The organism is Polynucleobacter sp. JS-Fieb-80-E5 (assembly GCF_018882015.1).
Classification (GTDB): domain Bacteria; phylum Pseudomonadota; class Gammaproteobacteria; order Burkholderiales; family Burkholderiaceae; genus Polynucleobacter.
Map to the genome: position 1 here is coordinate 1 of NZ_JACVPH010000010.1, position 20244 is coordinate 20244.

At 44.5% G+C, this 20244-nt stretch carries 26 protein-coding genes; 11 read left to right on the forward strand and 15 right to left on the reverse strand.

What is annotated here, in order from left to right; genetic code table 11:
• Window positions 1-141: 141 nt before the first annotated feature.
• From ICN44_RS12130 to mltG, 6 genes are all read right to left on the reverse strand, one after another.
• Entirely contained in the window at window positions 142-663 is a 522-nt protein-coding gene (locus ICN44_RS12130) for an ion channel (protein WP_216264181.1), read from the reverse strand.
• A 73-nt stretch (window positions 664-736) separates the two neighbouring features.
• The gene (locus ICN44_RS12135; protein WP_216264182.1) at window positions 737-1444 is read right to left on the reverse strand and encodes an ankyrin repeat domain-containing protein; all 708 of its coding nucleotides are present in this window, start codon (window positions 1442-1444) and stop codon (window positions 737-739) included.
• The gene (locus tag ICN44_RS12140) at window positions 1441-2232 is read right to left on the reverse strand and encodes a TatD family hydrolase (protein WP_216264183.1); all 792 of its coding nucleotides are present in this window, start codon (window positions 2230-2232) and stop codon (window positions 1441-1443) included. Before ICN44_RS12140 ends, ICN44_RS12135 begins: the two co-directional genes overlap by 4 nt.
• Before the next feature lie 31 nt (window positions 2233-2263).
• On the reverse strand, window positions 2264-3385 hold the full coding sequence (locus ICN44_RS12145; protein WP_216264184.1) for a DNA polymerase III subunit delta': 1122 nt from the start codon (window positions 3383-3385) through the stop codon (window positions 2264-2266).
• A complete protein-coding gene (tmk, locus tag ICN44_RS12150; protein WP_216264185.1) occupies window positions 3386-4024 on the reverse strand; it encodes a dTMP kinase in 639 nt (212 codons plus the stop codon).
• A gap of 12 nt (window positions 4025-4036) precedes the next feature.
• Window positions 4037-5110: an endolytic transglycosylase MltG gene (gene mltG / locus ICN44_RS12155; protein ID WP_216264186.1), complete on the reverse strand. Its 1074-nt coding sequence runs from the start codon at window positions 5108-5110 to the stop codon at window positions 4037-4039.
• Between the two features lie 20 nt (window positions 5111-5130).
• Between mltG and ICN44_RS12160 the strand changes: the two genes are divergently transcribed.
• Window positions 5131-6138: a folate-binding protein YgfZ gene (locus ICN44_RS12160; protein WP_216264187.1), complete on the forward strand. Its 1008-nt coding sequence runs from the start codon at window positions 5131-5133 to the stop codon at window positions 6136-6138.
• A gap of 8 nt (window positions 6139-6146) precedes the next feature.
• The gene (locus tag ICN44_RS12165; protein ID WP_216264188.1) at window positions 6147-7004 is read left to right on the forward strand and encodes an NRDE family protein; all 858 of its coding nucleotides are present in this window, start codon (window positions 6147-6149) and stop codon (window positions 7002-7004) included.
• Between the two features lie 2 nt (window positions 7005-7006).
• Here the strand turns inward: ICN44_RS12165 and ICN44_RS12170 are convergent, their stop codons facing one another.
• Window positions 7007-7489 (reverse strand): PaaI family thioesterase, encoded by a 483-nt coding sequence (locus tag ICN44_RS12170; protein ID WP_216264189.1) that lies wholly within the window; start codon window positions 7487-7489, stop codon window positions 7007-7009.
• Window positions 7490-7543: 54 nt separating this feature from the next.
• On the opposite strand from ICN44_RS12170, the gene ICN44_RS12175 reads away from it, so the two are divergent.
• From ICN44_RS12175 to ICN44_RS12195, 5 genes are read left to right on the forward strand one after another with little or no spacing between them, the layout of a single operon-like run.
• Entirely contained in the window at window positions 7544-9010 is a 1467-nt protein-coding gene (locus tag ICN44_RS12175; RefSeq protein WP_216264190.1) for a YdiU family protein, read from the forward strand.
• A gap of 35 nt (window positions 9011-9045) precedes the next feature.
• Complete coding sequence (gene msrB / locus ICN44_RS12180; protein ID WP_216264191.1) at window positions 9046-9459, forward strand: peptide-methionine (R)-S-oxide reductase MsrB; 414 nt, start codon at window positions 9046-9048, stop codon at window positions 9457-9459.
• Between the two features lie 23 nt (window positions 9460-9482).
• Window positions 9483-10031, forward strand: a complete 549-nt coding sequence (locus ICN44_RS12185) for a septation protein A (protein ID WP_216264192.1) — start codon at window positions 9483-9485, stop codon at window positions 10029-10031.
• Entirely contained in the window at window positions 10028-10312 is a 285-nt protein-coding gene (locus tag ICN44_RS12190; RefSeq protein ID WP_216264193.1) for a BolA family protein, read from the forward strand. The genes ICN44_RS12185 and ICN44_RS12190 overlap by 4 nt, the downstream gene beginning before the upstream one ends.
• 47 nt (window positions 10313-10359) lie before the next feature.
• Complete coding sequence (locus ICN44_RS12195; protein ID WP_216264194.1) at window positions 10360-11154, forward strand: peptidylprolyl isomerase; 795 nt, start codon at window positions 10360-10362, stop codon at window positions 11152-11154.
• A 13-nt stretch (window positions 11155-11167) separates the two neighbouring features.
• Here ICN44_RS12195 and ICN44_RS12200 read toward each other — a convergent pair whose 3' ends face one another.
• The 4 genes from ICN44_RS12200 to ICN44_RS12215 form a co-directional block, all read right to left on the reverse strand.
• Window positions 11168-12325 (reverse strand): MFS transporter, encoded by a 1158-nt coding sequence (locus tag ICN44_RS12200; RefSeq protein WP_216264195.1) that lies wholly within the window; start codon window positions 12323-12325, stop codon window positions 11168-11170.
• A 12-nt stretch (window positions 12326-12337) separates the two neighbouring features.
• The gene (aroC, locus tag ICN44_RS12205) at window positions 12338-13450 is read right to left on the reverse strand and encodes a chorismate synthase (protein ID WP_216264196.1); all 1113 of its coding nucleotides are present in this window, start codon (window positions 13448-13450) and stop codon (window positions 12338-12340) included.
• Between the two features lie 43 nt (window positions 13451-13493).
• A complete protein-coding gene (locus ICN44_RS12210; RefSeq protein WP_216264197.1) occupies window positions 13494-13949 on the reverse strand; it encodes a CBS domain-containing protein in 456 nt (151 codons plus the stop codon).
• 76 nt (window positions 13950-14025) lie between these two features.
• A complete protein-coding gene (locus ICN44_RS12215; RefSeq protein ID WP_215356809.1) occupies window positions 14026-14874 on the reverse strand; it encodes a YhjD/YihY/BrkB family envelope integrity protein in 849 nt (282 codons plus the stop codon).
• A 22-nt stretch (window positions 14875-14896) separates the two neighbouring features.
• Here ICN44_RS12215 and wrbA point away from each other — a divergent pair, with 22 nt between their 5' ends.
• The 4 genes from wrbA to ICN44_RS12235 all read left to right on the forward strand — a co-directional run bounded on the left by wrbA (window position 14897) and on the right by ICN44_RS12235 (window position 17600).
• Window positions 14897-15505 (forward strand): NAD(P)H:quinone oxidoreductase, encoded by a 609-nt coding sequence (gene wrbA / locus ICN44_RS12220; protein ID WP_216264198.1) that lies wholly within the window; start codon window positions 14897-14899, stop codon window positions 15503-15505.
• A gap of 17 nt (window positions 15506-15522) precedes the next feature.
• Complete coding sequence (locus tag ICN44_RS12225) at window positions 15523-15906, forward strand: DUF2069 domain-containing protein (protein ID WP_216264199.1); 384 nt, start codon at window positions 15523-15525, stop codon at window positions 15904-15906.
• 2 nt (window positions 15907-15908) lie between these two features.
• Window positions 15909-17324 (forward strand): FAD-binding oxidoreductase, encoded by a 1416-nt coding sequence (locus ICN44_RS12230; protein WP_216264200.1) that lies wholly within the window; start codon window positions 15909-15911, stop codon window positions 17322-17324.
• 90 nt (window positions 17325-17414) lie between these two features.
• Entirely contained in the window at window positions 17415-17600 is a 186-nt protein-coding gene (locus ICN44_RS12235; protein WP_072582447.1) for a hypothetical protein, read from the forward strand.
• Between the two features lie 67 nt (window positions 17601-17667).
• Here ICN44_RS12235 and ICN44_RS12240 read toward each other — a convergent pair whose 3' ends face one another.
• The 4 genes from ICN44_RS12240 to ICN44_RS12255 all read right to left on the reverse strand — a co-directional run bounded on the left by ICN44_RS12240 (window position 17668) and on the right by ICN44_RS12255 (window position 20042).
• Window positions 17668-18561, reverse strand: a complete 894-nt coding sequence (locus ICN44_RS12240; RefSeq protein WP_216264201.1) for an alpha/beta fold hydrolase — start codon at window positions 18559-18561, stop codon at window positions 17668-17670.
• Between the two features lie 50 nt (window positions 18562-18611).
• Window positions 18612-18875 (reverse strand): EF-hand domain-containing protein, encoded by a 264-nt coding sequence (locus tag ICN44_RS12245; protein WP_216860523.1) that lies wholly within the window; start codon window positions 18873-18875, stop codon window positions 18612-18614.
• Between the two features lie 9 nt (window positions 18876-18884).
• On the reverse strand, window positions 18885-19568 hold the full coding sequence (locus ICN44_RS12250) for a DUF3313 domain-containing protein (protein WP_216264202.1): 684 nt from the start codon (window positions 19566-19568) through the stop codon (window positions 18885-18887).
• Window positions 19569-19640: 72 nt separating this feature from the next.
• Window positions 19641-20042 carry a hypothetical protein gene (locus tag ICN44_RS12255; RefSeq protein WP_216264203.1) on the reverse strand — a complete coding sequence of 134 codons (402 nt, stop codon included), beginning with the start codon at window positions 20040-20042 and terminating at the stop codon, window positions 19641-19643.
• Between the last annotated feature and the right edge of the window lie 202 nt (window positions 20043-20244).

Below are 20244 nucleotides of genomic sequence, written 5' to 3' on the forward strand. Positions count from 1 at the left end.
TCAAAATCCCAACGATTTGGGTCTCTGTAAATCGTGACTTCTTCATATTGATTCTCCTGTTGTAAATACTGCCATAAACAACAGAAAACTCAACTTTTTAAATGTACGAATCTAAGGGGATACTACAGTAACGCCTTAATTCTAAAAACCAGATCCAGATCTCGGATTTTGATTATTGTGACCTAGTAGTGCACCCATCATTGTGTACAAGGCAGCGCCTGACATTGATACTGCAAAAATCCCTGAAAAAGAGATGATGATGGGCAGAATGCGCCACTGCTCTGTTAACTTGTAATCACCATATCCAACAGTCGTATACATTTCACCGGCAAAGTAAAAGGTTTGTGGGTTGGTTGGGAACACCTTTAAGGCTACGCAAATGTAGGCCCAAACTACGATTTCAGCTAAATGGATAGCAATAACCAAGAGTATGGCTGCGAAATACGACAGAAAGCTTGCTCCAACAATGCGCCGTCTAGTCATGGCTTGATCGATAGCATGAAATGCACTAGCAATACCCAGAACAGCAACCGCATGAACAGCTAGCATCAGGCATGCACTTACAACAATCACCCAGATCTGACCATTGCCCATATCTGCATTGATTTCATTGAATAGGGTTGCAAAGCTAGGAAGGTCAGTATTTTGAAAAAGGCTAAGCATGATCGTTCTTGAGTGGGTTGGACTACAAAAATATCTTATTTGACATAATAATGATTATACGCAGAAAGGTATATCAGGATTTGAGTTGACTAAGGGCCTTTGGCACTATATAAGGTTGCTTATAGAGCTTCTGCCAGCGTGAACTCAAGCCTTCCGCAATCCATGGTTTCTCATAAATCAGCGCAATATCAATAGCCGTAAATCCTTGTGAGTTGCGTAATTGGAGATCAGCCCCCTTATCCAGCAATAACTTAACCAATGCCTCATTGCCAGACTGAACCGCCATCATTAAGGGCGTTGTATTGCTTGGGCTAAGAGCATCAACAATAGCTCCGTTGGCGATTAAATATTGGGCAATCTCTAGATGACCTTTTGCACATGCGTAATGTAAAGGCGTCCAGCCTATGTGGTTAATTTGCGCTTTATGTTGCTGTACGAGGCTTTTAACAAGCGGTAAATTGCCATCTATGGATGCAATCATGAGTGGTGTTTCACCGAATTTATTGGAAATATCCACATCAGTAGCCTTATTAGCCACCAGAAACGTGATGACATCCTCAGACTTGTCCTTAATGGCTAGATTCAGCATTAGCTCGCCCCTGGCATCGATTGAATTCGGGTTAACGCCTTTGGATACTAGGGATCTAACGGTAGAGACATCGTTGAATTTGGCTGCTTTAGCAAAATCAGCAATATCAGCGTCGGATTGAGCTAATGCGAAGTTATTTAAGCTTAGGAAGAAGCAAAAAATACAGACAATTATCTTAATTTTATTTCTCATGAAAATTTTCTATCTATTTGAAAACATTCATAAAAATTACTTGAAGTTTGTTTAGCTAGGTCATCAATGGATACGCTTTTAAGATCGGCAATAAATTCACCGACTTTGGATACCCATGCAGGCTCATTTGTCTTGCCGCGATATGGAATGGGTGCTAAATAAGGCGAATCTGTCTCAATGAGCATTCTATCCAAGGGTACTTGTTTACAGGTTTCTTGGAGTTCTTTAGCGCTTTTGAAGGTCACTATCCCTGAAAAGGAGATAAAAAATCCCATTTCCATGGCCGCCTTTGCAACATCGTAGGATTCGGTAAAGCAATGCATCACCCCACCAATTTGATGGGCACCCTCCTCTTTGAGGATTTTGATGGTGTCCTCAGAGGCAGACCTTGTATGGATGATGAGAGGTTTCTTGGATGCGATGGAAGCTCTGATATGGGTTCTAAACCGCGCTCGTTGCCATTCCATGGACTCATAACTACGATCTCCCATACGGTAGTAATCAAGTCCAGTTTCGCCAATTGCAACGATTTTAGGGTGCCTTAAAGCCGTCTCAACCAGAAAATCAAAGGTAGGCTCAGGGGTGTCTTCGTAATCAGGATGAACGCCAACAGACGCAAAGAGGTTGGGATGATCTTGCGCCAATTTGAGTACATTAGGAAAGTCCGGCAAATCAACCGATACACACAAAGCGTGACTCACTTTGGCCGACTCCATATTGCCCAATACTTCCGGCAAACGGGATTGAAATTCTGGGAAATCGAGGTGGCAATGGGAGTCTATGAACATGACTCGTTATTTTAGACTGCCTGGGTTGATTCTATGAGCCAAAAATCTGTTGGTATTGGGAAAGCAATGCTTCTAACTGGATGCGGTTGGCTAGAGGATGATTTTCATGGCGACGAGCCTGGATGAGCGCCTTCCATAGCTGGAGCATTTTTTGAACATTCACTGCTTTTGAAAGGCCCTGAAGCGTAGATATGTGCTTTGGGTAATACCGTGGAGCAGCACCTTGGGCAACTGACTGCAAATCTGAGATCCAGCGCTGCATGCTTGCCAAAAGAAAGCCATATTGAGCCTTGTATGTCTTCTCGGCTGTATCTAACCAATTTATTCCCGCACCCTGAGCCATCGATTGCAATAAGTAGCGTGATGCCTGAATTGATATCGTGAGCTCATCCTTCTCATCTTTATTGTGTCTTGCGATCAAAGAGCTCAACACTGAGAATGGCGCCCCACCCTGCTCATCGTAGATAGTCTCGACATCCCCATCATTTACTTTTAGGCCGTCAATAGTATTCAGTTGTGTTTTTAGCCAAGCCAATCCTTGCTCACGATCAGGGCGTGGTGCAGTCAGAAGTCGGCAGCGAGATCTAATCGTAGGTAAAACGCGATCAACACGATCGGCTAACAATATAAAGATGGTGTTAGCTGGAGGCTCTTCTAGAGACTTTAATAAAGTGTTAGCGGAGTCTGTGCGCAACATTTCTAAGGGATAAATCAATATCACTCGATTGCCACCACGATGTGAGCCAATTGAAAGATTTTCTATGGCATGACGGGTTTCTTCAATGGAGATATTTTTCTTCTCCTTTTTTTCGCTTGAATCACTGTCATCATCACGTGCCGCTTTACCTCTTTTAGGTGCATCGTCACCTTCATAATCAGCGTGAGGTAGAAGCTTTCGATGCGTTTCAGGAACTAAAGCAATAAAGTCCGGATGGTTGCCCGTATCAAACCAGTGGCAGGCTTCGCATTGATTGCAGGGTTTTATTGCTGCATTTGAATTCTCGCAAAGAAGTGCCTTAGCAAGTTCAACAGAGAACGCAAACTTACCGATACCGGACTGGCCGTGCAACAAAATCGCATTGGGGAAGTTGGCAAAATCCAAACTTTCCCATAATGGTTTAAGCCAAGGCGCCATCAGATTATCTTGCTTCACTTAAATCGCAATCTGAATAAGTTTCAGACCGTCCCAAATAGCTTCAGGGGTTTTTGTTGCATCGACTAGATGAAAGCGTGATGAATCATCATTGGCTCTTCTCAAGTATTCCTGACGAACTCTTTCGAAAAAATCTAGATCCATTTTTTCAAATTTATCTGGGGCTCGAACCTTGGAGCGACGAGCCTCCGCAATCTCACCAGGTAAGTCAAAAAGAATTGTTAAGTTGGGTTGCAAAAGTGAACCATCGGGGCGACCCTGAACCCAGCGTTCTAATTCATTTAACTTTAACAAGCTCAAGCCGCGACCACCACCTTGGTAGGCGAAGCTAGCATCTGTAAAGCGATCTGAAATTACAATCTTTCCTGCCGACAGCGCCGGCTCAATAACCTGTGCAATATGTTCACGACGTGCAGCAAACATTAATAAGGCCTCAGTCTCCAAATTCATGGGGGCATCTAAAAGTAGGTTGCGTAATTGCTCGCCCAAACCAGTACCACCAGGTTCACGTGTCATCACCACCTCTTTGTTTGGGTAGCGTTCTTGCATCAAATTTCTAAAGGCATCAACGTGCGTACTTTTTCCTGCGCCATCGATACCTTCGAAACTAATGAAATATCCGTTTTGTGCTGATGTCATAGTCAAATGAATTTAGTTGGCGCCCTTCCCAGGCGCAATTTTGCGTTGGTACCGATCTACTGCTGACTCATGCTCTTTTAAGCTTTGAGAAAAGTGACTACTACCATCACCCTTTGCTACGAAAAATAAGGCCTCACTTTTAGCGGGATGCGCAGCTGCCAAAATAGACTCTTTACTGGGCATAGCGATGGGGCTGGGAGGTAAACCTTTGTGCATATAGGTATTGTAGGCAGTGTCTTTGCGTAAATCCGCTTTCCGCAAATTTCCATCAAATTTAGGTCCTATTCCGTATATAACCGTGGGATCGGTTTGAAGGGGCATTCCCTTATTTAGTCTATTTGCAAATACCGCAGAAATCATATCCCGATCGCTTACGCGGCCAGTTTCCTTTTCGACGATGGAAGACAGAATTAAGAGTTCATAGGGTGTTTTTAAGGGAAGCCCAGGCTCCTTTTGTTCCCAAGCCTGGTCTAGCTGCTTTTGCATGGCTTGTGCGGCTCGGCGATAAATATTTAAATCCGGTTCATCTGGGTCAAATATATAGGTATCAGGAAGAAAAAGTCCTTCATCACTGGGGTAGCTAAGATTGAGGGATTGCAGCAAATTCTTATTGCTCATACCCTTGGTTTGATGGATGAGAGCTGGGTGCATATCGATGATGCTCCGCAGTTGCCAGATAGACATACCCGGAATAATTGCAATACTTTCCCTCACTCGGTCACCGCGTGCTATTTGCAGTAACACTTTTCCGAGGCTCCCTCCTACTGGAAGCATATAGGTGCCAGGCTTTAGTTTTGATCCCACGAAAATACTTCTAGCGCCAACCTGGATAGTGAATTTATTGATCGATAAGCCTTGCTCACCCAACTGATCGGCAATGCTAGAAAGGCGTGAATTCGGATTAATCTTCACTTTATAAACAGGTGCGCTATCGACATTGGGAGTGTTGGGCACCACTGGCAGTAAAAAAATACCGCCATAAATTAGACCTAGGAAGATTAACAGAAGGGCAAACCAATACTTGAGACCTCGATCTTTTGACTTTTTCTTAATAAATAGAGATCTGCTCTGAATTTTTCTGCTCATCAGGCTATGATAAAAGGGTCATGATAAATACCCCAAAAATTGAGCAAAACTGGCTAAATAACCCCACTTCCCTACCCTGCAATTTGCCGCAGTGGGGATTAATCCTGGTTGAGGGCTCAGATGCTGCAAGTTTTTTACAAAATCAATTAACAAATTCAGTATTGGGGATTAACCGCACCCTACCATGTCAAATAGCCCAAAATTTTTCGGGTGTCCGCCTAGCAGGTTATTGCAGCCCTAAAGGGAGATTGCTTGCAAGCGCATGGCTTGGATTGTTTCCATCTGACGAGAACGCCGAAGATCGCTTTGCTTTATTTATCTCAAAAGATATTGCCGCAAGTACAGCAAAACGTTTATCCATGTTTGTACTGCGCTCAAAGGTCAAAGTTACCGATGTATCTGAGGATTGGATTATTTCTGGACTGCATTGTTCTGAGGAACAGATTGTCGAGTTCAAGCTTGATCCTGGCGCTATAGCTTTACGTATGCCCGATGTTTTGGCAAGCAATCAATCGGTTGCCCGTCTTTTGTTTGCAATCCCTGTTGATGAACAATCAAGTGCGCGTGATTCTAGTGAAATGCTTCAAGCATGGAATGCGCTTGAGGTCTTAAGTGCCATCCCTAGAATTGTTCAAGCAACACAGGAGCAATTTGTGCCTCAAATGATTAATTTTGAATCTGTGGCCGGAGTTGATTTTAAAAAAGGGTGTTATCCAGGTCAAGAAATCGTTGCTCGCAGTCAATATCGCGGTGCCATCAAGCGTCGACTACAAATTGCCCGTATAGATATCAGTAGCTCAGATGAAAACCTACCCATGCCGGGCGTTGAACTTTTCCACTCCAATGACCCCTCCCAGCCAGCAGGAATGGTAGTTTTATCTGCACATTCCCCAGGGTATGGTGACCGCATTGACCTTCAGGTCGAGTGCAAGTTAGAGGCGCTTGAAAATGGGGAAATTCATCTTGGTAGCGCTGAAGGACCTGTGTTAAAAATAGATTTATTGCCCTACCCTTTGCTCGAAATTTAATAACCCTTATGTGCCTTATTCTCTTCGCTTGGAATTCTCACCCAGAATATTCGCTGGTGGTAGCAGCAAACCGTGATGAGTTTTATGAGCGCAATACCGATGGCGTTTCATGGTGGTCTGAACATCCTCATGTTTTGGCAGGCAGAGATCGGGCTGATGTATTGGGCAGTCCTGGCACCTGGCTTGGATTTACCAAGACCGGAAAATTTGCAGCCCTAACAAATGTTCGAGCGCCTAGCGAAAAAAATCCCGATTCTAGAACGCGTGGTGAACTATCTTTGATGTACCTCACCGGCAATGAGCGCCCTTCTGAATTTATCCAAGGCAATGCTAAACGTTTTCAGCAATACAACGGCTTTAATCTTTTAATGGCAGATTTAAGTGACCCTGCCAATGCCGAAATGCATTGGGTAAGCAACCGGATGATGATGGGGCAAAGTATTCGTCCACGTAAAGTATTTCCACAGCAGATGTTAGAGCCAGGAGTTTATGGTTTGTCCAATGCCATGCTTGATACCCCGTGGCCAAAAGTAAATCATCGTATAGCCTCATTTGCTCAGGCTTTGGCCATGGATCAAGGACAACTTAAAAATGCAGATCCATATTTAAAGCTATTGGCGGATACCCATCACGCCAGTGACAACGAACTTCCTAACACGGGAGTTAGTCGTGAATGGGAGAAGGCACTCTCACCAGCGTTTATTAAAACTCCGGCTTATGGAACGCGTTCAAGTACAGTTTTAAGGGTGAGGAAAGACGGCCAGTTTGAGATGGTGGAGCGTCGCTTTGATGCTTCAGGAACTGTAGGCCATGACGTTGTTACAGGTGCCCTTAGCTCTGCATCAGATTCAAATTTATCCGTCTAGCATTATTCAGATCGACCATCATCGTTTATAACTCGATCACCATCCGCATTACGAGCTACTAAGCGCTTCAGATACTTGAAGGTGCCGGTAGACATGCAGCAAATTTCACCTTGATCGTTATAAAGCTTGGCCTCGCAAAAAGCCATTGTTGCTGTTCTGCGAACCGTATCAGCCTTGACTCTCAGCACACCGGTTGCAGCTTGCATGAAATTATTCTTCATTTCAATGGTCACCACACTGCGATCACCGGGATCGCCGGAACGTGCTGCAACAGCCATAGCCACATCCATCAGCGTTAATAAAACACCTCCATGCGCCACTTCCCAGGTGTTGTTATGCTCGGGTTTGAGGGCCAGCAAAATCTCCCCTTTGCCCATTTCAGCGCTTAAACAACGAACACCCAAAAGCTTTAAAAAAGGCACATTCAATTCCTCGCCTAAATTAGCTAACTGGGTCTGTGGATTCATTTGGACTTGTTTGTTCATAGATTAATTTTAGAGCCATGCACGTGATTTAGTAAATCCACCTAGAATACCTCTATGGCCTTTACTTTACGCGGCGATGATGCCTGCCAAGCAACCCTCCCCACCCCGATACCCAATCCCTACTGGGTCGCATTTTCACCCTCATCTGCCAAATTGGTGGGTATCGACCTGGACGAAAATAATCTTCCCGTAGATAAAACATGGCTAGAGGTATTGTCTGGGAACGGTTTAAATACAACCAATCATCAATTTCCAAATCCTATAGCAACAGCCTATAGCGGACATCAATTTGGTGTGTGGGCTGGTCAACTGGGTGATGGACGCGCAATATTGTTAGGCGATATTGCTGAGCAAGAATTACAGCTCAAAGGAGCTGGGATAACGCGATTCTCCCGTATGGGTGATGGTCGCGCTGTTTTGCGCTCATCTATTAGGGAATTCTTATGCAGCGAGTCAATGTATGCTTTGGGAATTCCAACTACAAGAGCGCTATCAATTGTTGGCTCAGACATGCCTGTCAGAAGGGAAACTTTAGAGACTGCAGCCGTTTGTGCTCGTTTGGCGCCAAGCTTTATTCGGGTTGGACACTTTGAGCATTACGCTTCACTACAAAATCATGCAAGGTTAAAAGAGCTCGCAGATTACCTCATAGAAATACATTACCCAGAATCCCTGCAGGCTAAGGAGCCCTATTTAGATTTATTCAAAAGAATTAGTGCGCGCAATGCCGAATTAGTCGCTCAATGGCAGGCTGTGGGCTTTTGTCATGGAGTTCTCAATAGCGACAATATCAGCGTACTTGGATTGACGATTGACTATGGCCCTTTTGGATTTTTAGACCAGTTTCAGATCGATCATATTTGCAACCATAGCGATCAAGGTGGTCGTTATGCCTACCATCGTCAACCACAAATCATGCATTGGAATATGGCATGCTTGGCCAGCGCTATGATTCCATTGCTCGAGCTCCGCCATAGCGAAAAAGAAGCGCAAGAGCAATTACGTGCCGCCCTTGAGGAGTTTCCGGTTATTTATGCGAATAATTGGCAATCGTTGTTTCGTAAAAAATTAGGATTTAGTACGGAGCAAGATGGGGATGTCGCTCTGATTGAGCGATCATTACAGGCAATGCATGATTCAAAAGTAGATTTCACGAACTTCTTTCGCAACCTTGGAAAGCTCAACTCAGATCTGTCTATTTCGCAGATTACCTTAAGAGATGATTTTATTGACCGTGATGCAATTGATCTTTGGTTTGTTGATTATTTAGCTCGCTTACGGAGTGAATCTAGCATTGATTCAGAGCGACACCTAGCAATGAATCGGGTAAACCCAAAATATATTCTACGAAATCATCTCGCCCAGTTTGCCATTGAGCAGGCGCAGAAAAAAGACTTTTCTGAGGTATCAAAGCTTCTTAAGATTTTAAGTAGCCCCTTTGATGAGCAGCCAGATTTTGCTTCTTACTCACTAGCTCCACCGCCTGATATGGATATGGTCGAAGTAAGCTGCTCCTCATAGGCGTTTTATAAGAAAATCATATTATTGGAGTCAACATGAAAAAAACAGATCAAGAATATAAGCAGTCATTAAGTGATATAGAGTATCGAGTCACTCGAGAAGCAGCAACCGAGCGGCCTTTTACAGGCAAGTACTGGGATCATTGGGACAAGGGTCGCTATCAGTGTGTTTGCTGTGGTACGCCACTCTTTTTATCAGAGACCAAATTCGATGCTGGTTGCGGATGGCCAAGCTATTACGCCCCAGAAGTTGCATCCTCTATTAAAGAAATTCGAGATACTACTCATGGCATGATTCGCACCGAAGTACGTTGCGCAAATTGCGATGCCCATTTAGGTCATGTATTTGAGGATGGCCCTATGCCAACCGGTTTGCGCTACTGTATTAACTCGGCTTCCTTGAGTTTTGAGCCAAGCGGCAATGCTATTCCCGCAAAATCGAAAGAGTAAGTAAATAGCTGGATAATCACTTTATGAAATTTTTATTCGACCTTTTCCCCATTATTCTCTTCTTTGTCGCCTTTAAGCTTGGTGATATATACACAGCGACCATCGTAGCCATGGTTGCCACAATCGGACAGATTCTTTGGGTCTACTACCGCCATCGCAAAATCGATGCCATGCAATGGATAAGTCTGGTCATGATTGTTGTGTTTGGTAGCCTAACGATCTTCTTGCATGACAAAACTTTTATTCAATTGAAGCCAACAGCTCTTTACTGGCTCTTCTCAGGCGCACTATTCATTAGCGCTCAGTTTTTTCAAAAGAATTGGATCCAAGTGTTAATGGGAAAGCAGGTAACGCTTAAAGCAGAATCTGCGCATTCAGTTTGGCATGGCCTCAATATGGCTTGGGCTATATTCTTTTTTATCATGGGTGCACTTAATCTTTATATTGCTTTTGAGTACTCAGAAGAAACTTGGGTTAACTTTAAATTATTCGGCAGCACTGGCCTCCTATTGCTTTTTGTCATTCTGCAAGGAGTTTGGCTCTCCAAGCACATGGAGCATCCAAGCGAATGAGCATCAATCAACTACGAATTGCCGCTTTCGATGAAGATCTACGCAAAGCTTTTCAGGTACAAGCCTTAAAGATTGAAGATGAAAGTCATCTTCATGCTGGCCATGCGGGCGCAGCTAGTGGCGGCGGTCACTTTAGACTGGAAATTGTTGCGCCAGAGTTTATGGGTTTGAGCCTAGTGGCACGCCATAGGGCTGTTTATGCGGCCTTGAATCGCCATATTCCCAAGGAAATTCATGCTTTAACCATTGCCGCCCTAGCCCCAGACGAAGTTGCTGTCTAGGGCTACTTTAGAATGGCTCTATTCCCTTTAATTTAATTATCAAAACCATGATCAATAAACGTCAAATACTCTCAATCAGCCTTCTTGGAGCTGCTCTTTTATCTGCAAATGCAATCGCACAAAATGCCGTCATCGTGAATGGCAAAGCGATTCCTAAAGCCCAATTAGATAAGCTAGTTCAACGTTCAGGCCAGCCCGATAATCCTCAGGTACGCGATCAAGCTCGTGAGATGTTGGTAACCCGTGAATTGGTATTGCAGGAAGCTGACAAGCGCGGCGTCATTCAGAATGAAATGGTACGCGAGCAATTAGAGCAAGCACGCATGGGAGTTTTAGTTGGCGCTGTATTTGAGGATTATATTGAAAAAGAAGGTGTTGCAGAAGCTGATCTGAAAGCCGCTTATGAATCTGCAAAGGCGCAATACACTGGTAAGGAATATCACGTAGAACATATCTTGGTAGAAAAAGAAGCGGATGCCAAGGCAATTACTGCGCAGCTTAAGGCAGGCGCTAATTTCGAAGAAATCGCTAAGGCAAAGTCGCTCGACCCTGGCTCTGCTAAAAATGGCGGCGATCTAGGTTGGGTTAGCGATAAAGCATTGGTGCCAGAGTTTTCTAAGGCAATGGTTCAACTCAAAAATGGGCAAATTACTGACAAGCCTGTGAAGTCACAGTTTGGTTGGCACGTCATTAAAGTGATTGACTCTCGCGATATTCAAGCCCCAAGCTTTGAAGAAATGAAGGCTCAGTTGAAGCAGATGATCATCTCTGATAAGAATTGGCAAAAGGCGAAGTTCTCAGAAATGATGCAAAAACTACGCGCTAAGGCAAAGATTCAATAGAAGCTAAGTAGCTCTATCTGGCGGGGTATCGTCTTGGTCTGAGTTTTTGGATCGCCATACCCGCCAGTCCGCATGCAAAAGCGGACATTACAAATACATCTCTTGGTTGAGATGCCTCCCATATCCAGCCAGCACATAACCCTCCAAGCGTTCCGCCAAGTCCGTATGAGATGGTGGCCATCAAAGCTTGACCTCTAGCCTGTACCGGGCCTGTGAACCAGCGTTGCAAAAGTTTTGTAGCGGCACTATGGTGTGCAGCAAATGTGCCAGCATGCATTAATTGCGCCACTATCAAAACAGAAGTGATTGGTAGGAAAGCTATTAAGGCAAATCTGACAACGCCAATTCCAAAGGCAGCCTGCAATATCACCTCTGCATCTAACCTGCTCAATACCTTACTTTGAAAGTAAAAGAAAATGACTTCGGCAAAAACTCCTAGAGCCCAAAACAGGCCAATCTGAAATTTGTTGTAGCCAAGGTTAGAGAGATAAAGAGAGTAAAAAACATATAAAGCAGCGTGGGCAAAGATCATAAAAAATCCAGACACTAAAAACCACCGAACATCTGGATTAAAAAGCACAACCAATAACTCCCCTTTAACCATTTTGCGACGCTCCATCTTGGGCTCGTGTAAACAAAAGGTAATAAGAGCTAAGGCTAATAAAACAACGGTGCCCACAATGGGATAAAGCCCAATGCTCTTACGCTGGAATAGCTCTCCTGCGGCAAGAACCATGGCAATAAAGCCGATAGACCCCCACAGACGCAAGCGTCCGTAACGCTTATCAAAGGAATTATCTTTGTATAAGGCATGAATAGTGGCTGACTCACCAAGCGGCATCAAACTACTCAAAATGGTGTGCAACACAAACATCCAAATAAAAAATCCGATGTAACTGTGCAAGAAATAAATGCATAAGAAAACAAGCGCTGCTAGACATGCACAGAATCGAATAATGCTAATCCGATTAGAAAGGTAGTCTGATAACCAACCCCAAGAAAATGGGCCAACAATGCGGGTGATCTGCAACATAGACATCAATGCAGCAATTTCTATAACGCTAAAGCCCCGTTCTAAAAAGAACAAGCTGGCATATGGAGAAACCAACCCAACATAAGCGAAATATAAAAAGAAAAAGGACCCGAAGGCCCAGCGTAGCAAAGGCGTCATCGATTAAGCCAATTAATCGCGCAATGAGTCTGGTTGAGAGGCTGGAATGGATGCGGCATCTGGAACATCAGCACATTGAGCGCGATGGCGTAGAGCATGATCCATTAAAACAAGCGCCAACATTGCTTCAGCAATCGGTGTTGCACGAATACCAACGCAAGGGTCATGCCTACCTTTGGTTTGAACTGTAATCGGCTTTCCATCTAAATCAATGGATTGCTTTGGGCTCATGATGCTAGAAGTTGGCTTGATTGCAATGGAAATACGCAGATCTTGGCCGCTACTAATGCCACCCAGGGTACCCCCAGAATTATTCGTTGCAAAGCCATCGGGATGAAGTTCATCTCCGTGCTCGCTACCACGTTGAGCCACTGACTTAAAGCCAGCACCAATCTCAACACCTTTTACTGCATTGATACCCATCATGGCATGCGCAATATCGGCATCCAATTTATCGAACAAAGGCTCACCCAGGCCTGCAGGCACATTACGAGCTCGTACCTCAATACGTGCGCCACAAGAGTCCCCTGCTTTACGCAAGTCATCCATATAGCCTTCAAGCTGAGGGATGATTTCTGCATTTGCGGCAAAAAATGGATTTTGATCAATCTGAGTGATATCTTTAAATGGAATTTCAAGTTCGCCTAATTGACTCATATAGCCATAAAACTCAGTGCCATATTTCTCATGCAGCCATTTTTTGGCAATCGCAGCTGCAGCAACAACCGGCGCTGTTAAGCGAGCGGATGAGCGACCGCCACCACGGGGGTCACGAATGCCATATTTATTTTGATACGTATAATCTGCGTGACCAGGTCTAAACGTCTGCAAGATATCGCCATAGTCTTGGCTGCGTTGGTCTGTATTGCGAATTAATAGCGCAATAGGCGTTCCTGTTGTCTTGCCCTCAAACACGCCAGAAAGGATCTCAATTTTGTCCTCTTCTTTGCGCTGCGTAACATGACGCGATGTACCTGGCTTGCGTCGATCTAAATCCAGCTGAATATCAGCTTCGGAAAGATCCATACCTGGCGGGCAACCATCAACCACCGCCCCGATTGCGGGACCGTGGGATTCACCAAAAGTGGTAACAGTAAAAAGGAGGCCTAAAGTATTTCCTGACATATCGACATTATGTCATTTGTCGGAAAATGATGGCTATAACGACTTAGGAGGTTGCTTTTTCAGTATCTTCCGGCCAATCACGAATATAGGCCTTGAGCATCGTATTTTCGAAGTCCTGAGCCTCTACCACTGATTTCGCTACGTCGTAGAAAGAAATAACGCCCATCAACATCTTTTGATCGACTACTGGCAAATAGCGCGCATGGTCTACCAGCATCATGCGCCGAACCTCATCAATCTCGGTTTCCATATTGCAGGTCAAAGGTATTTTATTCATTACGGAGTTCACTTGAAGACCTTCAAGCTTGCCGTGATGCTTAGCTAAAGCGGCAATGACTTCACGGAAGGTCAGAATGCCAACCAGCTTGTCATACTCCATGACCACTAATGAACCAATGTCGTGCTCACTCATTACTAGCACTGCAGTTTGCAGAGCTGTATCAGGGGCTACTGTAAAAAGGGTGCTGCCCTTGACGCGTAATATGTCACGAACTTTCATTTGGTCTCCGAAAACAATATATATAGATCCAATATAGACTCAAGACCTCCTCGAATCAAGAGCTTAGGCGATACTTTTAGTAACGAATAACCCTAATGACGCCGCTTCGAATATCAGGCAAATTGGCTACCAGTACAGCACCGGTTAAAGTAATCCACCAGGTCATATAGATCCACGTTAAACCCAGGGGCAAGATCGCAAAAGCGCCATATACCGTCTTATAGAAGGCCGTGTTGCCCAAGAAAATAGCAAAACCAAACTTCATTAGCTCAAAGGCAAGTGCCGCTACGAAAGCTCCTGCAAAGGCGTCTCGCCACAAAATTTTAGCGTAAGGAAGAATTTTGTAGACCACTGCATAGACCAGAATGGCCAAAAAGATTGGGGCAATCGCAGCCACTAATTGAAAACCAAAAGATACCGCGCTGATCCAGCCTTCTGAGGCACTAAATAAAACGCCACTTAAGTAAATGCCAACGCCAAGCATGATTGGACCTAGGATAGTTGCTGCACTATAGATCACAATTTTTTTATACAAAGGGCGTCTTGCAGTGACCTTGAATATTTGGTTAAAGGCACCCTCTATCACCGCTAAAGTCATGATTGTCGTGATGATCAGTCCGGCCAAGCCCACATAGGTTAAGCCTTTTGCTTGGGATGAGAATTGTTCTAAGTAAATGAATACCTGTTGGTTAATACCGCCCGGCATATAAGTGTCCAAAAGCCAGGATCTAAAGGTATTTTTAACTTGGATGACGCTTGGGAGGTGACCAATGAGCATGGTGGCGATTGTGACCATTGGCACCATAGATAAGGTCGTCGTAAATGCCAGGCTAGCTGCAATTTGCTTCAAATTTTGACCGCGATTACGCTCCCAGATCTCTTTAGCTAGAGAGAGCCATAATTGGGGGTTACGAATAAGGCGCATCGCCGTATCATAAGAGATCAATATGAGCCAACACGATATTTTAGTTTTGTACTACTCCCGTTATGGTGCAACCAAGGATCTGGCGCGCCTGATTGCCGAGGGTATTGAGAGCGTACCAGGGGCAAATGCCCGCTTGAGAACCGTACCCCCGATATCTGCGGTTTGTGAAGCTACTGAGGCAGCCGTTCCCCAGGATGGAGCGCCTTATGCTGAATATTCAGACCTAAAGGAGTGCATCGGTCTTGCTTTGGGATCTCCGACTCGTTTTGGCAATATGGCAGCGCCGATGAAATACTTTTGGGACGGCAGTTCTTCAGAATGGTTGAATGGCGCCTTAATTGGTAAGCCGGCCTGCGTCTTTACGAGTACCGGCAGCATGCATGGCGGTCAAGAAAGCACCCTCTTAACAATGATGATTCCACTGTTGCATCACGGCATGATGCTGATGGGCATTCCTTACAGCGAGCCTGACCTCATGTCTTCCAATACAGGCGGTAGTCCTTATGGAGTGACTCATCTCGCTCACGCGGATGGACGTGCACCTATTAGCCCTGAAGAGCAGCGCCTAGCAAAGGCGCAAGGCAAACGCCTAGCCGAAACTGCCTTAATGCTTTTTCAAAATAAAAGGTAATCCATTCAGCCGTCATCATGATAAAAAAGATTCTCGACAAAAATCCATACCAACTTATAGCAACAGCTGCCTTTATTGATTTATTTATCTTGTGTGTCTGTTGGGAGTGGTTCGTCTCCCCTCTCCGACCTGGTGGATCCTGGTTAATCCTGAAAGGCGTACCTTTGCTATTCGCTATTCCTGGGATATGGAAAGGTAAGGTTTACACAATGCAGTGGGCCTCAATGTTGATACTGCTATATACAACTGAAGGCTTGGTTCGCATTCTCGAAACAGGGACCAACTTTTGGCTTGCGTTGCTAGAAGTTATTCTCTCAACTATCGGCTTTGTTTGTTTACTCATGTATTTAAAGCCCATCAAAAAAGAAGCTAAGGCCCTCAAGAAGGCAGCTGCGGAATAAGAATGCAAAACTTCATCAATCAGCTATCTACAGTCCTTGAGACAAAATATATTCTGACTCAAGATGAGGATAAAGCGCCCTATTTAACTGATTGGCGTAAACGCTTTACGGGAAAAGCACTTGCAGTTCTTTTACCTGGTAATGCTGCTGAAGTAGCAAGTATCGTCAAGCTTTGCGCTGCAAGCCACGTTGCTATAGTCCCACAAGGTGGGCATACCGGCTTTTGTGGAGGCGCTACACCCGATAACAGCGGTAAGCAAGTCATCCTCAATCTCAAGCGCATGAATCAGATTCGTGAAATCGATATTGCCAATCAAACCATCACACTTGAGGCGGGATGTATTTTGCAAGCCGTGCAAGAAAAAGCTGCTGAACAGGGATTTTTATTCCCCTTAAGTCTGGGTGCCGAGGGTAGTTGCATGATCGGCGGCAACTTAGCAACCAATGCCGGTGGAACCAATGTGCTTCGCTACGGCAATGCACGTGATCTATGTCTAGGTCTTGAAGTTGTTACTGCTAAAGGTGAGATTTGGAATGGTATCAAAGGTTTGCGCAAGGACAATACGGGTTACGATTTGCGTGACTTGTTTGTTGGATCTGAAGGTACTTTGGGAATCATTACTGCTGCAGTCATGAAGTTATATCCACTACCGATCTCTCAATGGACCACCCTTGTCGCATGTGAATCCATCGCCTCTTCAATTGCACTTTTAAATCTCTTTCAGAAGCGCGCAACCTCATTGCTGACCGGTTTTGAAATGATGACCCAGGAATCTTTGGAATTAAATGAGAAGCATTTCCCTCAAATGGCAAATCCACTGCAAGGTAATCCGCCATTTACCGTGCTGATTGAATTGTCAGATCATGAGAGCGAAGATCATGTCAGGCAACTTCTGGAAACCATTTTGGAGGAAGCCTTCGAATCTGGTCTTATCAGCGACGCTGTTATTGCCAGCAACTTAAGTCAAGCCAATGCCTTTTGGCATATGCGGGAACACATTACGCTAGCGCAAGCCGAAGAAGGTGCAAACCTCAAACATGACATCACCATTCCCCTTTCATCACTTGAAAGCTTTGTCAAAGAAACCGATGCCTTGATGAGGGCAAACTTTCCTGGGGTCAGAATCATCAATTTTGGCCATTTAGGGGATGGAAACTTGCACTACAACATTGCCCCACCCTTAGGCATGGATCCCAAGACTTTCAATGAAATCAATGAAAAACCCATTCATGAGCTCGTATATGCCCAAGTTGAGCGCTGTAATGGCTCCATTTCTGCAGAACACGGGGTAGGACAGCTCAAATTGGAAGGCTTAAGGGCTCATAAAGGTGAGGTGGCCCACGAGCTCATGAAGACCCTCAAAAGAGCTTTAGACCCCCAAAATATCCTTAATCCCCATAAAGTTGTCTCCATTTAAGAAAAACAGCTGCTTTTTTGATAAATATTTTGTAATTCATGTCATCTCGACCGCTTTTCCATGCGTTGTATAGCCATGGAGGTGACAAACATGTCAACAAGATTAAAACGTTGGGCCCGTGCAATTCAAGAGATCGACTTGTCCACAAGGACGCCTGAAGTAGCCATTGGCTACCTGGACAGTAAATACCGCGATATTGCTTGGCGTTATATCCGTATCCTTGGCTTCGAACGCACCATTAGCTTCATGGCAAGCAATAACTTTCACCCTGAGTGATTGTTAAAAAACCCTAAATATTTGATTTATTTAGGGTTTTTTGTTTTGAAGCTTGCTTATTGAGCTTTTAGCCAAAGAATTCCATGGCCTCTACCAGCAAAACGTCAGGAATCTCTTCTGGTATGTAGTGACCACTGGGAACAGCTTTTCCAGCAACATCCTTGGCCACAACCCTCCAGTCCTCTAAAGGTTTAAAGCATTGGTTTACTAAACCATGCTCACCCCACAACACCTTCAGTGGCATCTTCAACATCTTGCCTGCAGCACGATCCGAGCGATCGTGATTAAGGTCTATAGAAGCAGCAGCTCGGTAATCTTCACACATCGCATGCATGCTTTCTGGATGACTAGCCCCAGCCAAATATTCCGCCCATCGATCTGGGGAAAATATCCCTGTGCCCGCATGGCGACCCATATGGTTTTTTAACCAAAACTCAGGATTAGCGCCGATTAAGGTTTCTGGAACTGGCTCTGGCTGAATTAAGAAGAACCAATGCCAATATCCCCTAGCAAATTCCATAGTGGTGTTCTCATACATTGTTAATGTTGGAGAGATATCCAGAACCATTAAACGTAAAACACTTTCAGGAAAGTCCATTGCCAGGCGATGTGAGACCCTTCCGCCTCTGTCGTGCCCAAGCAAGAAGAATTGATTAAAACCTAAACTTTTCATCAATGCATGTTGATCTGCGGCCATTGATCTTTTTGAATACGTTGAGTGATCACTTTTGCCATGAGGCTTTGATGACGCACCGTAACCCCTTAAGTCTGCAGCAACTACAGTAAAGTTTTTTGCTAACGCAGGAGCCACTTGGCTCCAGATTGCCTTTGTTTGTGGGAAGCCATGGAGTAACAATAGTGGAGGACCATTACCACCGATGAGGTATGAAATCTCAATAGAGCCATCTTCAGAGTCAGTGTGAAATGTTTTAGCTTCAAAATTAGGAAAAGAAACAGGCATTATTTACCCAAGAAAAAAGAGCCTCCTAAGAGGCTCTTATATTTTAAAAATTAACGATTAGCCATAGCCTGAATTTCAGCCACAGTTACATAACCTTTGTTACTTGAGTCAATGTAACTAAAGTGGTCATAAATACGAGGCATGCAACCATTGGCCTCTTCCCGAGTTAACTTGCCATCATGATTGACATCACATTTAGCAAATCGCTCGGCAATTTCTTGATCGCGAGATGCATCATCAGCCAGAGCTAATAATGGAACCACCACCACGGATGACAAGGTAATAGCGATTATTTTTTTAATGAGGGATTTCATGATGGGAGCTTATTGACCAGTTGGCACTGGGTTGGCGGATGTTTCTAATGCAGAGCGGACCACTTTCTTTGCCATTGCAACAAATGAATCTGCAGATCCAGCGTTAGTTCTAAAGGATTCACCTTGAATGGTAATCAAACCCTCACCCAATAATTGGTTTGATTGACTATCTGTGATTTTGCTCTCAACTAACAGCGCTGGTGTTTTGGAATTTACACCGCCAGCATAAGCAGCTGCATTCATTGCCAAACCAATTGGAGTGAAATTCCAGGGTTGCAAGCTATCGGCTGAACTTTCGGCGCCAGTAATGCCAACAGAGATGCGTGCAACACCAGGTCCTGGTTTATTAACTATCTTGATAGTGCCGCGAGAATTAACAGCCTCAACCATAGATGCTTGGAGCGCAGCTTTTGCCTTATTAATATCATCCAGGCTGACTGACTTGGTGGCATTTTGATTCAGGTAAATCGGGTCCAAGATTACTGCAGTATATGAACCGGGGTTCACGCCTGAAATACGATATCTCCAAATACGAGTATCTTTATCAGCGCTAGCCATTGGAACCAACAGATTGTAATCAGGCAAGAATCCAGATCTAGGCATGGATTCTGTTGCCAATTTCGGCGCATTACTACATGCAGCCAAAGTCACTGCTGTAGCAAATACTGCTATCAGTACTTTCATTTTATTCATGGCGATTCCGAGTGATGGGTTAAGTTAATTTGTAAGACTTCTATTAATAAAGATGATCATACCCACATCAATTTAGTCTGGGGCTGGACATGGCAAGGTGCCGCCTGTCTTTTTATGAATCTGGGGTTTGCATTCAACTTGAGCTGGAGTCGTCTGAGGTAATCCCGCTGGCGCTGACGTTTGAACATTATTTAATGGTGATTGCGCTGAACTTGCTGTAGTTGCTGCCGTTGGCGACGAAGCGACTGGATTGCTTGCAGCCGGAGCCGCCTTTGCTGGGGCCAAACCAACCTCTCTATAAAAGGCTTTATCCGAGCCAGGGCAAGGCATTAAAGCGCCTGTTTTGGGGTTCACAACATCTTTGCATTGCGGATTTGCCTCAAGGCGCGCCTCTAACTTCGCTGTGGAGCACGAACAAAGAATTAAGGCCGTGCCAATTAGGCTTGTACTAATCTTGATTAAATGGATTTTCATCTAAGCATTCTATGACAACGCATGAAAAAGATAGCCATAAAAGATTTCAGATCTGGAAGCTATAGTACGAACGGAGTGTACGACTCGACACATAGTTAACACTTTATACCGGACACATACTTTACAGTTTTTGGCATAGGAGGGACCTTACTATGCCGTGGAATGAAAGTACGAAGATGGATGAAAAGCTCAAGTTTGTATC